At 62.3% G+C, this 13,822-nt stretch carries 13 protein-coding genes; 5 read left to right on the top strand and 8 right to left on the bottom strand.

What is annotated here, in order from left to right:
* Positions 1–24: 24 nt before the first annotated feature.
* The 3 genes from BLT89_RS08915 to BLT89_RS08905 all read right to left on the bottom strand — a co-directional run bounded on the left by BLT89_RS08915 (position 25) and on the right by BLT89_RS08905 (position 4,020).
* Entirely contained in the window at positions 25–852 is an 828-nt protein-coding gene (locus BLT89_RS08915) for an SDR family NAD(P)-dependent oxidoreductase (RefSeq protein ID WP_090194329.1), read from the bottom strand.
* On the bottom strand, positions 845–2,428 hold the full coding sequence (locus tag BLT89_RS08910; RefSeq protein WP_090194328.1) for a GMC family oxidoreductase: 1,584 nt from the start codon (positions 2,426–2,428) through the stop codon (positions 845–847). The genes BLT89_RS08915 and BLT89_RS08910 overlap by 8 nt, the downstream gene beginning before the upstream one ends.
* A gap of 149 nt (positions 2,429–2,577) precedes the next feature.
* Positions 2,578–4,020 (bottom strand): coniferyl aldehyde dehydrogenase, encoded by a 1,443-nt coding sequence (locus tag BLT89_RS08905; protein ID WP_090194326.1) that lies wholly within the window; start codon positions 4,018–4,020, stop codon positions 2,578–2,580.
* Positions 4,021–4,224: 204 nt separating this feature from the next.
* Here BLT89_RS08905 and BLT89_RS08900 point away from each other — a divergent pair, with 204 nt between their 5' ends.
* Positions 4,225–4,908, top strand: coding sequence for a TetR/AcrR family transcriptional regulator (locus tag BLT89_RS08900; protein ID WP_157718830.1), 684 nt, complete (start codon positions 4,225–4,227; stop codon positions 4,906–4,908).
* Positions 4,909–4,937: 29 nt separating this feature from the next.
* On the opposite strand, the gene BLT89_RS08895 is transcribed toward BLT89_RS08900, so the two are convergent.
* Together BLT89_RS08895 and BLT89_RS08890 are read right to left on the bottom strand one after the other, a co-directional pair.
* Complete coding sequence (locus tag BLT89_RS08895; RefSeq protein ID WP_197673491.1) at positions 4,938–5,501, bottom strand: VTT domain-containing protein; 564 nt, start codon at positions 5,499–5,501, stop codon at positions 4,938–4,940.
* A 90-nt stretch (positions 5,502–5,591) separates the two neighbouring features.
* Positions 5,592–6,101 carry a DUF1993 domain-containing protein gene (locus BLT89_RS08890; protein WP_090194323.1) on the bottom strand — a complete coding sequence of 170 codons (510 nt, stop codon included), beginning with the start codon at positions 6,099–6,101 and terminating at the stop codon, positions 5,592–5,594.
* Between the two features lie 174 nt (positions 6,102–6,275).
* On the opposite strand from BLT89_RS08890, the gene fdhF reads away from it, so the two are divergent.
* From fdhF to BLT89_RS08870, 4 genes are all read left to right on the top strand, one after another.
* Entirely contained in the window at positions 6,276–8,372 is a 2,097-nt protein-coding gene (fdhF, locus tag BLT89_RS08885; protein WP_090194321.1) for a formate dehydrogenase subunit alpha, read from the top strand.
* Positions 8,359–9,378, top strand: a complete 1,020-nt coding sequence (locus BLT89_RS08880; protein WP_090194319.1) for a 4Fe-4S dicluster domain-containing protein — start codon at positions 8,359–8,361, stop codon at positions 9,376–9,378. Before fdhF ends, BLT89_RS08880 begins: the two co-directional genes overlap by 14 nt.
* Entirely contained in the window at positions 9,375–10,214 is an 840-nt protein-coding gene (locus BLT89_RS08875) for an FAD/NAD(P)-binding protein (RefSeq protein ID WP_090194317.1), read from the top strand. The genes BLT89_RS08880 and BLT89_RS08875 overlap by 4 nt, the downstream gene beginning before the upstream one ends.
* Positions 10,215–10,391: 177 nt before the next feature.
* The gene (locus BLT89_RS08870; RefSeq protein ID WP_090194314.1) at positions 10,392–11,828 is read left to right on the top strand and encodes an aldehyde dehydrogenase family protein; all 1,437 of its coding nucleotides are present in this window, start codon (positions 10,392–10,394) and stop codon (positions 11,826–11,828) included.
* Positions 11,829–11,859: 31 nt separating this feature from the next.
* Here BLT89_RS08870 and BLT89_RS08865 read toward each other — a convergent pair whose 3' ends face one another.
* The 3 genes from BLT89_RS08865 to BLT89_RS08855 all read right to left on the bottom strand — a co-directional run bounded on the left by BLT89_RS08865 (position 11,860) and on the right by BLT89_RS08855 (position 13,674).
* Positions 11,860–12,402: an AAA family ATPase gene (locus BLT89_RS08865; protein WP_090194313.1), complete on the bottom strand. Its 543-nt coding sequence runs from the start codon at positions 12,400–12,402 to the stop codon at positions 11,860–11,862.
* Entirely contained in the window at positions 12,399–12,965 is a 567-nt protein-coding gene (gene pnuC / locus BLT89_RS08860; protein WP_090198852.1) for a nicotinamide riboside transporter PnuC, read from the bottom strand. Before pnuC ends, BLT89_RS08865 begins: the two co-directional genes overlap by 4 nt.
* Before the next feature lie 94 nt (positions 12,966–13,059).
* Positions 13,060–13,674 (bottom strand): hypothetical protein, encoded by a 615-nt coding sequence (locus BLT89_RS08855; protein ID WP_090194311.1) that lies wholly within the window; start codon positions 13,672–13,674, stop codon positions 13,060–13,062.
* Positions 13,675–13,822: the final 148 nt, after the last annotated feature.

The following is a 13,822-nucleotide window of genomic DNA, read 5'->3' as shown; positions in this document are numbered from 1 at the left end:
CTGTCCAGCCTGCATTGCAGGCAGTCAGGCGGCCCCGCCGGGTGTCTGGCGGGAACGCTGCACGCGGGTGATGGTGCGGTCGCCGAGCAGGCGCATCAGCCCGGGGAAGTGCCGGACTACAAAGCCGGCCATGCGCGCCGTGCGGCCGGGAATGATCAGGTAGCGATTGGCGCGGATGCCGGCCAGCGTGTCTGCGGCAATCGACTCGACACTGGCTTTGGGGATGGTCTGGGTATGGGCGCGATTCTCCGCAGAGCGGTAGGTGTCGATGTCATCCACCATCGGTGAATCGAACTCGCCGGGACACACCAGATGCACCTGCACGCCTTGCGGTTTGAGTTCGAAGCGCAGCACTTCGCTGAAACCGACCACGGCATGCTTGGATGCGCAGTACGCGCTGTAGCCATAGGCGCCGGTAAAGCCGGCCATGGAGGCGATGTTGACCAGCCGGCCGCGGCTTTGCAGCAGATAGGGCAGGGCAGCGCGGCTGCTGTTGAGCAGGCCGAAGTAGTTGATCTCCATGACGTCGCGGAAATCTTTGGGCGACGATTGCCCGAAGCTGCCCTCGCGCAGAATACCGGCACTGTTGATCAGCATGTCGATGCCATCATTCTGCTCGGCAATCTGTTGCATGGCGGCCAGCGTTGCCTCCTCGTCGCAGACATCCACGGCCTGCACCTTGACCTGTGCGGTGGGCGCCTGCCGACGTATATCGCTGGCGGCCTGTTCCAGCTTTTGCGGGTCGCGGGCGAGTAGGGTCAGGCGTGCACCTTCGGCGGCCAGCCGTTGCGCCAGCTCCAGACCAAGGCCGGACGAGCCGCCGGTGATGACGATGTGTTTGGCGTTAAACATGGGGTTCCTCTCTGGACGGCTGCAACGCGGCAAAGCGTTCGGCCATGGCGGTGATGGTCAGGCTCGGGTTGACGCCGATATTGCCGGGAATGCTTGCACCATCGACCACGAACAGGCCCGGATGGCCATGCACCTGATGGTCGGTGCCGATCACGCCGTCCGCAGCTGACTGCCCCATCGGGCAGCCACTGAGAATGTGCGCGGTGGTGGACAGGCCACCAATGGACTCCAGGGTGATATTCATTGGTGTGCCACCGCTGATGGCTGCGTACTCACGGGTCAGCCGGTTGGCAATCGGCAGGTAGCTCGGCGCTGCGTGGCCGGGGTTGGCGACGCTGACCAGTTTCCGGCTGAATGGCCAGTACCAGGGGCGGCGATACTGCAGGCCGATGTGATTGTCCAGATCCTGCATGATGGTGAAGGTGGTGATGCGCTTCTCCCAGTCCCTGGCCAACAGGTTGCTCAGCAGCAGGCGCGGTGAGCTGAGGATGGCGCCGATGGTTTTCAGCGCCCGTCGCCAGGGCAGCGGATCATCCACCAGCGGGCCCATATAACCGCGCATGAAGCGGTAGCCACGGTCGAAGCGGTTCTGCGTAGCGTGGGTGAACGGGTCGGGATGGAAGTCGGTGGAAATGGCTGTTCCGTTGGTCATGTCGCTGCCGGGCGGGTGCAGTACGGCGGTCACCGCTTCGGAGTTGGTCCGTACCACCTGACCGAGGGTGGCGGAGACCCCGGGCAGGCTGCGGTAGGTGTCGCGGTTCTTGTAGAGCAGCTCCAGGGTGCCGACCACGCCGGCCGAGAGCACCAGGTTGCGGGTGGTCAGGCTGCGCAGCAGACGACCACTCACTGCATCGATCAGGCTGACGCGATAGCCGCCTCCGGCCAGCGGTTCGATGCGCTCGGCCTTGCTTTCGCTGAGGATATTCACTCCGCGCTTCTCGGCCAGGTACAGGTAGTTCCAGTACAAGCTGTTTTTCGCGCCGGTCGGGCAGCCGGTCAGACAGCCGCCGCAGAAAGTGCAGCCTTCACGGGCCGGGCCTTCGCCGCCGAAGAAAGGGTCGGATGCGGTGACGCCGGGTTCACCGAAATACACGGCATTGGGTACTGCGCCGAAGGTCCCGGCCACACCCATGCGTTGGGCAGTCTGGCGCAGGAACTCATCCTGTTCGCTCTGGCGCGGATTGAGGGTGACGCCGAGCATGCGTCGGGCGGTTTTCAGGTGTGCTGCCAGTTCGCTTTTCAGGTCGAGGCCCAGCGCCTGCAGGCGGGGATCGTTGTAGAACGATTCCTTGGGCTCCAGCATCACTGCCGCCCAGACAATGCTGCCGCCACCGACACCCACGCCGCCGACAATCGCCACATGGCGGAACAGGTGCTGCACGAAGTAACCGCGCAACCCCAGCTTGGGCAGCCACATCAGCTGGCGCAGGCTGCGCTTGCCGGCCTCGATTTCCGGGCGGCCGATACGCCGGCCCTGTTCGACCACGGCGACCTGCCAGCCTTTTTCCGCCAGACGTAACGCCGAGACGGAACCGCCGAAGCCGGAGCCGATAATCAGGTAGTCGTAATCGAACATGGGCCTAAAACGTCCGGGTGATTTCCGACCAGGGCCTGATCGGCAATTTAGCGGCAGCCATTGCGCAAAAAGCCCGGGCAAGCCGGGCCAGATGCAGGACATGTGCTGGGTATTCGCCAGCGGGTACAAGTGCACCCGCTGGCGGAAGGTCAGCTCTTCAGTTTCATCATGAAGTTGAGGATACGGGTCGACCAGCCGGCATAGGGTGGCAGGAACAGGTCAAGGCCGCGTATGCCGCCCTGCTTGAATACCGGGCGCAGCTTGGAGAAGGTCAGGAAACCTTCCTTGCTGTGGTAGTGGCCCATGCCGCTGTTGCCCGAACCGCCGAAGGGCAGGTCGTGCAGGCCGGCCTGAATCACCGACTCGTTGATGCCGACGCCACCGGAGATGGTGTTGTTCAGGTAGTAGTCCTGCAGCGCCTTGTCGTTGCTGTAGACGTACAGCGCCAGCGGACGCGGGCGGTCATTGATGTACTGGGTGGCTTCTTCCTTGGTCTGGTAGGTGCGGATCGGCAGCAGCGGGCCGAAGATTTCGCGCTGCATGATCAGCATGTCATCGGTGACATTCAGCACCAGACGGGTCGGCATCAGGCGCATACCTTCTTTTGGCGCCGGGCCCTGATAAAGATCGATAACCTTGGCACCCTTGGCCACGGCGTCGGCCAGGGTTTCTTCCAGACGATCATAAGAACGCTGGTCGATGACGGCGGTGTAGTCACCGCTGTTGATGTCGGCAATGCGCTTGTTGAACAGGACGCGGGCTTCACTGACGAATTCCTCGAGCTTGTTCTCCGGCAGCAACAGGTAGTCGACGTTGGTGCAGATCTGTCCGGCATTCAGCATCTTGGCCCACATCACCCGCTCGGCGGCGGTCTTGGCCGAATAGTCCTGGGCGACAATGGCCGGAGACTTGCCGCCCAGTTCCAGGGTGACCGGAGTCAGGTTCTTCGCGGCATTGGCCATGACGGCCTTGCCGGTCTGCGGTGAGCCGGTGAAGAAGATATGGTCGAAAGCCAGGGTGGTGAACACCGGGCCACGGCCATCGCCATCTTCAAAGAACGCCAGCTTGTCGAGCGGGAAGTAATTGACCGAAACCTTTTTCAGCAGCAGGGCCAGATTGTTGGAGTTTTCCGACATCTTGATCATGGCCCGGTTGCCGGCGGCAAAGGCGCAGATCAGCGGCTGGATGGCCATGGCCAGCGGGAAGTTCCACGGCACCACGATGCCGATCACGCCGACCGGCTGCGGGAAGGTCCAGGCCTTGGCCAGCGGGAACTGGGTGGGGTCCAGATGGCGTCGCTGCGGTTTGATCCACTTCTTGACTTTCTTCACCGCATCCAGCGCCGCATCCTGAGCCATGAAGATTTCGGTGAACTTGGTTTCGAAGGTGCAGCGGCAGCCGTAGTCCTTGTTGATGGCCTCGATGATCGCGTCGGCGTTTTCCACAATCATCCGGTGCAGGGTACGCAAGTCAGCCTGACGCTCTTCGAGGGTCGGGTTCATATGTTTTTTGTAGGCTTCCTGCTGGGCGTTGAATACGCTCTGGAATTCCTCGGGCATGCTGAGTTCGATGGCGCTGGTGAGGGTGTTCATTGTTTTTCTCCAGGATGACCGAAGGTCGTAAGAACCGTTACACCTGCAGGCAGGTAATTCGTTTATTGAAGCACGTATACCGCGAAATGGTAGCGCTTGCAATTATGTTACATGGGAGTAATGTAACATTAAAGTTCTAATACCAGACAACCGTTGATCGAGAACCTGAAAGTGAAAGAGTCGAAACCAGCGAAGCCGCTTGCCGTGAAGGTTGCAGGTACTGGTCCGGTTGCTGCGCCCCGTCGCAGGAAACCGGGGCGGCCACGGGCCGACGAGTTGCAGGGCGAAGGCCTGCGCGAGGGTGTGATCGAGGCGGCAGCGCGGGTTTATGGCAACCACGGCTTTCGTGGAGCATCAGTCGAACTGATTGCACGGGAAGCAGGTATTTCGCGGCCGCTGTTTTATCGTTTGTTCAAGGATCGCCGCGAGGTCATTGACGTGGTGGTGGCCCGGGCCAACGATGATCTGCGCGAGGCGGTGATGCAGGCAATCCTGCCGCAGAAACAACTGCTGCCGATGCTCTCGGCCACAATCGATGCGTATTTTGACTGGTGTCGTTCGCATGCGGCCATCGTCGGTTCGATTTACCGCGAAGTACATGATCCCGAGTCGCCGGCAAGCATCCATCAGAAGAAAATTGTGGATGACATGGCCCGGCTGGTCAGGGAAAAGGCAGAAGAACGCGGTAGCCAGCCATTGCATCCACTGATGATGGAAACCCTGATCCGGGCGGTCGAATACGTTGGCAGCGTGAGCTTCTGGCCGGAGCCGCCCGCTGATGAAGTACTGGCGCGTAATCGTGCAGTCATCGTGCGTATCGTGCTTGCAGCAGTGGCCAGTTCGACCGACCAGCCTGGTGTGCCGTGCCTGGAGTCGGTGCTGGCCTGATGCTGTTCCCTATAGTCGAGCTGTAGCGCTCAAGCGGCCAGTTTCAGGGCCTTGACCAGGTAATCGAAAAATACGCAGTACAGCGTTATCGGCACTGGCAGACCGAGCAGGGTGCCGAGCAGATACTGGCGAAACTTCACCCCGGACATCGCCAGTGCGTAGTTGAGCGGCGGCGCCGTCTGCAGCAGGCAGCGCAACAGGAAGATGCTGCGCACCGGACGTTCATCCAGATGACTGAGCAGGCGGATGGCGAAGCGGTTTTTCAACAGGCGCAAGGCATCACCACCGAGCCAGCGAATGGTGAAAAAGGTCAGGCAGCAGGAAATGGCCGCTGCCAGATAGGTGGCCAGCCCACCCCAGGTGCGCCCGAGGGCGAGCACTGCTGCGGCGAGAAAGATCCAGCCGGGTATATGGATCAGATTGCCCAGGGCGAACAGCGCGATGAATAACAGCAGGCCGCTGAACCAGTTTTCCAGCAAATGCTGGCGCAGGAACGCCAGATCAAAATGAGCGCGCAAGCCCGACAGCTGAAATGCCGCCAGCATCAGTCCCAGAAACAACAGCACCAGTAGTGGCTGACGGTATTTGCGCAATGCCGTGTTCCTCGCTGTACTGCGCAGCCCGGCCTGCCACCTGCATCAGGCCGGCAGATTCTGCCGGCCAGGCACAAGCCGGGTGCAGTCTCAATAATTGCCCATGTAGTCGCGCTTGCCGACGGCGATGCCGCTGTGGCGCAGGATCGCGTAGCTGGTGCTGACGTGGAAAAAGAACTGCGGGATGCCGTAGCTGAGCAGGTAGTCCTGGCCGTTGAAGCGGCGTTCTTTCGGCGTGCCGGGGCGGGTGATGATTTCGCGCTGTTCCTGGCCGTTGATCTGCTCGGGAGTGAAGCTGTCGAGGTAGGCCAGGGTTTTGTCCAGCAACTCGTGGAGGTCGGCGAAAGTCTGCTCGTTGTCGTCATACTTGGGCACTTCGACGCCGGCCAGCCGCGAGGTGATGCCACGGGCGAAATCGCAGGCAATCTGCACCTGGCGGGTCAGGGCGAACATGTCCGGAAACAGTCGCGCCTGGAGCAGGGCGCTGGCCTCGATATTGTTTTCCGCACGGTGTACTTCGGTCTTGTGCAGGATATCTCTCAGGCTGCCAAGCATTTGCTTGAACACGGGTACTGATGCGGCATACAGGGTAATGGCCATGACGGGCTCCGGGTGTGTGGGGCTGTGAGTATATAGATTAGTCAGTTCGGGACCTCGTGAATTGGCTATGCCCGGCCCGCAGCAGTCGATTGGCTATTTCTTGATCAGGGTCAAAATCAACCGCGGGGATGCGGCCTAGCCTGAAAGGATTGGTCCATCGAAGGAGTTGTTGCGATGCAGGTAATACCGAGCATATGCACATTCTGTGGCGTTGGTTGCGGCCTCGGGCTACGCGTCGAGCGGGGCCGGGTCATCGGTGTCGAACCGCAATCCGGGCATCCGGTCAGTCAGGGCCAGCTGTGCGCCAAGGGCTGGTCGACCAGCTTTGCCATTGATCCGGGCAATCGCCTTACCGAGCCGCTGATCAAGGAGCACGGAAAGTTCCGCAAGGCCAGCTGGGAAGAAGCGTTGCAGCGCATCGCCAGTGAGTTTCGCGCGGCCCAGCAAGCCGGCGGGGCTGATGCGGTCGGCGTGATCAGCTGCGCGCGCGCCACCAACGAAGACAATTACGCAGCGCAGAAATTCGCCCGCGCGGTGCTCAAGACCAACAACGTCGATCACTGTGCGCGTATCTGCCACAGCCCCTCGGTAACTGGCCTGGCCCGCACCCTGGGTTCCGGGGCGATGAGCAACAGCGTGGCGGATATCGATCAGGCCGAGCTGATTCTGGTGATCGGCGCCGATGTCACCGAGAACCACGCGATGATCGGTGCACGCATGCTGCGGGCCCAGGCACGCGGCGCCAGACTGATCGTCATTGACCCGCGCAAGACCCGCCTGGCGCGGCTGGCCGATATCCACCTGCAATTGCGCCTGGGCAGCAATATCGCGCTGCTCAATGGCTTGCTGCAGATCATCTTCAAGAATGGTTGGGAGAATGCTGCCTTTCTCGCCGAGCGCTGCGAGGACATCACGCCGCTGCGTCAGCATCTGGCCGCCATCACGCCGGAACAGACCAGCGCCGCCACCGGTATCCCGGTGGCCGAGCTGATTCGCGTGGCCGAGCTGTTCAGCCATTCGCCGGCGGCCTTTACCGCCTACGGCATGGGCATCACCCAGTTCCAGAGCGGCACCAATAACGTCATGGCGGTATCCAATCTGGTGCTGGCCTGCGGCCAGATCGGTCGCCCCGGTACCGGGGTCAATCCGTTGCGCGGGCAGAACAATGTGCAGGGTGCCTGCGATATGGGCTGCCTGCCGAATGTCTATCCCGGCTACCAGAAAGCCGACGAGCCGGCGGTGCAGGAAAAGTTTGCCGCGGCTTGGCATACGCCGATGCCGGTCACGCCGGGGCTGACTTCAATGGGCATGACCCAGGCCGCGCTGCAGGGTGATCTGCGCGCGCTGATGATCATCGGCGAAGATCCGGTGGTGACCGATCCGGATCAGCATCAGGTGGCGCGCGCCTACGCGGCACTGGATTTTCTCGTGGCGTTCGAGCTGACTCTGACCGAAACCGCCAAACTGGCCGATGTGGTGTTGCCGGCAGCGGCGTTTGTCGAGAAGGATGGCACCTTCACCAACTGCGAACGGCGCGTGCAGCGCATCCGCAAGGCGGTAGCGGCACCGGGCTCAGCGCGTATCGACTGGCAGATTCTCGGCGAGCTGGCGGCGCGTATGGGCTATGCCGGCATGGCCTGGGACAGTGCCGAGGCGGTATTCGACGAGATGGCGGCGCTGACCCCGCTGTTCTCGGCGATGAGTTATGCCGGGCTGGATAAAGCGCACGGTTTGCAATGGCCGTGCAATGCGGAACACCCGCAGGGTTCACCGGTGTTGCACGCGCAGAGCTTCCCGCTGGGCCGCGCGCGGCTGTTTCCGCTGACCCAGGTTGAGCCGGCCGAGGGGCCGGATGCCGGGTATCCCTTCGTTTTCACTACCCACCGTTTTCACTTTCACTACAACTGCGGCTCGATGACGCGCAAATCGCCCTTGCTGGAGCGCGAGACACCGGCCGGGCTGTTGCTGATCAATCCGCAAGATGCCGCCAAACACGGCTGGCATGATTTGCAGGCGGTATGCGTGCGCTCGCGGCGCGGTTCTCTCGAAGTGCGCCTGCAACTCACCGACGACCTGCCACCCGGCACGGTGGCCATGCCTTATCACTTCCTCGAAGCGCCCTGTAATCGCCTGACCAATGACGCCATGGACCCGATCAGCAAGATGCCGGAACTCAAGGCCTGTGCCGTGGCGATCGAACCCCTGGCCGCTGGCGTGGTCCCCCATAATCCGCGTGATGCCCGAGAGGTTCCCGTCTATGCAAGCCTTTGAGCTGGATCGACCGGAGCGCCTGCGGGCGCATCTGGCGCAGTACTGCAGTGTTTATGAGGTGCGTCCTGACGGGCAGGGCGGCGAGCACTGGCAGATGGTGACGCCAACCGATAACCGCGAGTTCCGTGCCGAGGCTTCTACCGCGAGTTTCTCCGCCAAAAGTTTCTTCTTTGCCGAGCGCGAAGTGCTGTTCCGTTTCGAGGGCGGGCAGTTTCTCTCGGCGCTGCCGGAAGTGGCGCCGCAGGTGCTGTTCGGCGTGCATGCCTGCGACCTGCAGGCGGTGGCCTATCAGGATCGCTTCTTTGCCCACGATCCGCACTACCAGGCACGCCGCCAGGCCACCTTGCTGGTCGGGGTGGATTGTCTGGAAAGCTGCGCGGGCGGGTTTTGCAGCACCGTGCACAGCGGCCCGCAGGTGCGCACCGGCAGTGCCGACCTGATCCTGTTGCCGCGTCAGGACGCGGCGGCACCCTGGTTATTGCTGGTTGGCAGTCATGCTGGCGAGCAGGCTATCGAGGCCATGCAACTGCTGCCTGCCAGTGCCGACTGGGAGGCAGAACGACATGCCAACAAGCTGCGGGTGGCGCAACAACAGGGTGACCAGGCCGATATCGTGCACGGCGTGGCACTGCTGAATGCCGGCAAGGTTGCCCAGGACACCTGGGAGCGTCTGGGCCTGCAGTGTCTGGCCTGTTCCGGTTGCACCAGCGTGTGCCCGACCTGTTCCTGCTTTGCGCCGCTCGACCAGCCAAGCGACAGCGGCGGCATGCAGCGCGAACGGGTCTGGGATTCCTGCCTGTATCAGGGCTTCCAGAAGGAAACCAGCGGACACAACCCCGGTGCCACAGCGGGCTCGCGGGTACAGCGCTTCTGGTTTCACAAGTTCGGTGACGAAATCAATGCACCCTTCGAACATTACGGCTGTGTCGGTTGTGGCCGTTGCGACCGCGTCTGTCCCGGCGGGATTGGCGTGCACGGGGTGATGCACAGGGTGGCCAACGCATGATCGATCTCACACCACGCCGTTTATTGCTGCTTGATCACTATGCCGATGGCGAGGACGCGCGGCATTTCACCTTGCGCATCGAGCAGCCACAGGCAGCCGATCTGGCGGCAACTCCCGGGCAGTTTTTCATGCTGGTGCTGCCGGGCTATGGCGAGGCCCCCTTTACCTATGTCAGCACACCGGATGAACAGGGTGTATTCAGCGCGCTGATACGGCGCATGGGCGCCCTGACCACGGCGTTGTTCGCGCTGGAAAACGGCGCGGTGCTGGGTTATCGCGGGCCCTTCGGTACTGGCTGGCCGCTGTTCTTCAAGGCCCAGCGGGTGCTGGCGGTTGCCGGTGGCTGCGGGCTGGCACCGCTGGCCGGGGTGATCGAGGCGGCGACCCGGCAACCCGAGCCCACGCAGATCAGTCTGGTGTATGGCGCGCGGCATGCAGGAACCCAGGTGTTGGCGCGCGAACGTAACCGCTGGCAGCAGCAGATGGCGGTAATCGAAACCTTCGACCAGGCCCGCGCCGGCGAGCGTGAAGGCTCACCGCTGCAGCATTTCGACGAGCTGTTTGCCGCAGGAGTGCCGGATGTATTGCTCTGTTGCGGGCCGGAGGCGCTGATGCTGGCGGCGGCAGAAGAATGCCTGCGCCGCGGCATGGCTGCCGAATCGATCTGGCTCTCGGTGGAGCGGCGCATGCATTGCGGTGTCGGCCTGTGCGGCCACTGTTACGTGGGCTCCAGCTACGCCTGTGTGGATGGGCCGACCTATCGCTATGATCAATACCTCAAGCTGCTGGCGCACCGGCCCCAGTTCTCCGCCGGGGTGGCGCCGCTCAGCTGCTGATACGCGGCACAGCGCGCAGTTGCTATGCTGGCGCAAAGCCTGATGGGTAAAGCGCATCGGGTTGCATTCGGTTACCTGATCGATACGGTGCGGGGCAGCAAAAGCTGCCGATTCGTGCTATCTGTTGGCGTCTGATTTATCCGGCGGTGCCGGCCATCCATGAGCAAGGACCTTCCCATGCGTAACTACGAACATTCCTATATCAACGGCCAGTGGGTCGCCCCGATCAACGGCGGCAAGCCGTTCGAAGTGGTCAATCCGGCGACCGAAGAAGTCACCGGCACCATCAGCCTGTGTGACGAGGCCGATGCGATTCGTGCCATCGAAGCGGCCCATGCGGCCTTCGACAGTTTCTCGCGTACCTCGCTGAGCGAGCGTCTCGACCTGCTGCAGGCCATCTGCGCCGGCTACGAGAAGCGCATGGAAGACATGGCCGATGCCATCACCTCGGACATGGGGGCGCCGCGCAAGGGCCTGTCGATCAATGTGCAGGCGCCGATCGGCCTCTGGCACCTGGCCACCACGCTGGAGCTGGCCAAGACCTTTGCCTTTGAGAAGCAGCATGGCAGTACCATCATCCGCCGCGAGCCGGTCGGTGTGGTATCGATGATCACGCCGTGGAACTGGCCGATGAACCAGGTGGCGTGCAAGGTCGCGCCGGCGCTGGTGGCCGGTTGCACCATGGTGCTCAAGCCCAGTGAAAACGGTCCGGCGGCAGCCCAGCTGTTTGCCGAAATCCTGCATGAGGCGGGTGTGCCGGCCGGTGTCTTCAACATGATCCATGGTTCGGGTCCGGAGCTGGGGCCGATCATGTCCTCGCACCCGCTGGTCGACATGGTTTCCCTGACCGGCTCGACCGCAGCCGGTGCTGCCGTGTCCAAGGCCGGTGCCGATACGATCAAGATCATGTCGCTGGAACTGGGCGGCAAGTCGGCCAACATCATTCTCGACGACGCGCCGCTGGAAGAAGCGGTCAGCAACGGCGTCAGGCAGATGATGGGCAACAGTGGCCAGAGCTGTAACGCGCCGTCGCGCATGCTGGTACCGGCGGCCAAGCTGGCCGAAGCGGAAAAAATCGCCGCTGCCGCCGCGGCAAAAATTGTCGTCGGTGATCCGCAGGATGCGAAAACCACCATCGGCCCGATTGCCCATCGCCGGCAGTACCTGCGCGTGCAGAACCTGATCCAGACCGGCATTGACGAAGGCGCCAAGCTGGTGTGTGGCGGCGTTGGCCGGCCGGATGGTCTGCAGCGCGGCTTCTACGCCAAGCCGACGGTGTTCAGCGATGTGAACAATGACATGTGCATTGCCCGCGAGGAAATCTTCGGTCCGGTACTGACCATGATCCCTTACCAGGATGAGGAAGACGCCATCCGCATTGCCAATGACTGCATCTACGGACTGTCCGGCTATGTCTACGGTGGCACTCTGGATCACGCTTGCGAGGTGGCCCGGCGTCTGCGTACCGGCATGGTGCACCTGAATGGCGATGACGGCGACATGGCCGCGCCCTTCGGTGGTTACAAACAGTCCGGCGTGGGCCGCGAGTGGGGCGCACACGGCATCGAGGAATTCCTCGAGGTGAAGGCCATCATGGGCTACAAACCGGCCTGATTGGCGGCAAGCTGCACGGAAACGGCGCCTGTCATGGCGCCGTTTTACTGTCTGCGTCCAGCCAGGGCGTGAGCAGATCGAATGCACTTTGCCGGCGCTGCTGCCAGTCGCCGGTGAGGTTGCGGTAAGGCTGCGCGTGGCGTTCCAGCCAGTCCCGGCATTGCCGGTGAAAGGCCTGACGTTGCTCCAGTTGCGGCTGGCAGCGCTGGCCATCATCGACCCAGGGCACCCCGGCGGGGTCGAGCAGCAGGTGCAGGTCGTAATGGCGTGCCAGCAGTGCCGGCTCCAGCCAGGCCGGACAGTCGTTGAACAGCAGCCGGCTCCACAGCAGGTTGCTCAGCAGGTGGGTGTCGAGTATCAGCAGTTCCGGCTGGCGGGCACGGGCGGCGTCTTCCCGGGCCAGCTGGCCACGGGCAATCGGCTCGATATCCGCGTAGCAGGTGTCGCGTTGCTCGCTGTCGATGAAGTGCCGCACATACTCAGCGACGATCAACCCGCCATAGGCAGCCTGAATTTCCCCGGCCAGCCAGCTCTTGCCGCTGGATTCGGGGCCGGTCAGTACCAGCACTTTCATCCGGCGCAGGCCGCCTGTGGACGCTGCCAGGCGCGCCAGCCGGCTACTGCCAGGGCGGTAAATACGGCGTAGAGCACGGCAGTCAGGTAAAGGTCCTTGGACAGGAACAGGCCGACATAGATGACATCCAGGGCAATCCACAATGGCCAGCATTCCAGACGCTTCTGCGCCATCCATACCTGGGCCACCAGACTGAACGAGGTCAGCGCCGCGTCCAGCCAGGGCGCTGCGGCATCGGTGTGGGTGGCCATCAGATAACCCAGCAACAGGCTGCCGGCGGTGCCGATGGCCAGGCTCAGCAGCAGCTGGTTGCCGGGCAGGCGGCTGACCTGGCGGCCGGCATGCTGCACCCCGCCTCGGGTCCACTGCCACCAGCCATAGAGTTGCAGCACGGCGTAGACCAGTTGCAGCAGCATGTCCGAATACAGCTTCACATCAAAAAATACCCAGGCATACATCAGCACCGAAACCAGCCCCAGCGGCCAGCACAGCAGGTTCTGCTTTACCGTCAGCCAGACGGCTGTGGCGCTGAGCAGCACGGCGATGATTTCCAGCGCGGACATGGCCTGCAGGCCGGCCTGCAGGGCCTGGCTGAGTTCGGACAGGGACATGGCGACTCCATCAGGGGGTTTTTAGTCTTGCGCCAGCAGAGCGGTTTCAGCAGGAAAGGCTGTCGGCGGCGCGATAGAGTGCCATCAATTTGAGGGTGATGGTTTTCTGGATGCTTTCGCGTTCGTAGTCGGACAAACGGCTAAGACGCGCCACCACCAGACGGTGCAGGTGGATGTAGGGCATCTGCTGGTCGAATTCACGCAGGTCGCCCTTGCACAGGATCGGCAGGAACACATCGCCGGTCTTGATCTGCTGACTGATGATCTGCGCCAGCGCCCGCTTGAAAGGCATGGTTCTGGGAGGCGGGCCGTCCTCGCCGATCCGGTTGGCCAGCAACAACCCCGGTTTGCCCAGGGCTACGCCGGGGATCACGCAAAGGCCGGTCTTGATGATTGCCTCGGGATCAATGCGGTGCAGCGTGTCGTGGAAGGCATACGGGTTGGGCAGCACGATCATCTTGCGGCCCTCTTCGAGGGGGAAGTGCAGGCTGTAGTTGGTGTAGATCTGGTTGGTGGACTCGGAATAGATACACAGGCGGTTTTCAAACAGCTTCATGAAGCGCTCGGCCAGCCCGCGACGAGCCATGCTGTCCATATCCCAGACCAGATCCTGGTTGATCGGCTGGCTGAAGTTGACTTCCTGATGTTCCATTCCGCTCATGCTGCTTTCAATCCCTGTTGGCAGGCTTTGCAGGGCCCAAGCGTGGCATTCGTTGCCACGCACTGCAAGTCGCTTGGCCAGCCGTTCGCCCACTCTGGTAGCATGCGCCCCGCAGCCTGACCGGCATTTTGTGTATTTAAAGGATGTA

The organism is Pseudomonas pohangensis (genome assembly GCF_900105995.1).
GTDB classification, from domain to species: domain Bacteria; phylum Pseudomonadota; class Gammaproteobacteria; order Pseudomonadales; family Pseudomonadaceae; genus Aquipseudomonas; species Aquipseudomonas pohangensis.
The sequence above is the reverse complement of the archived record's forward strand: the minus strand, read 5'-3'. Positions and strand labels throughout refer to the sequence as shown.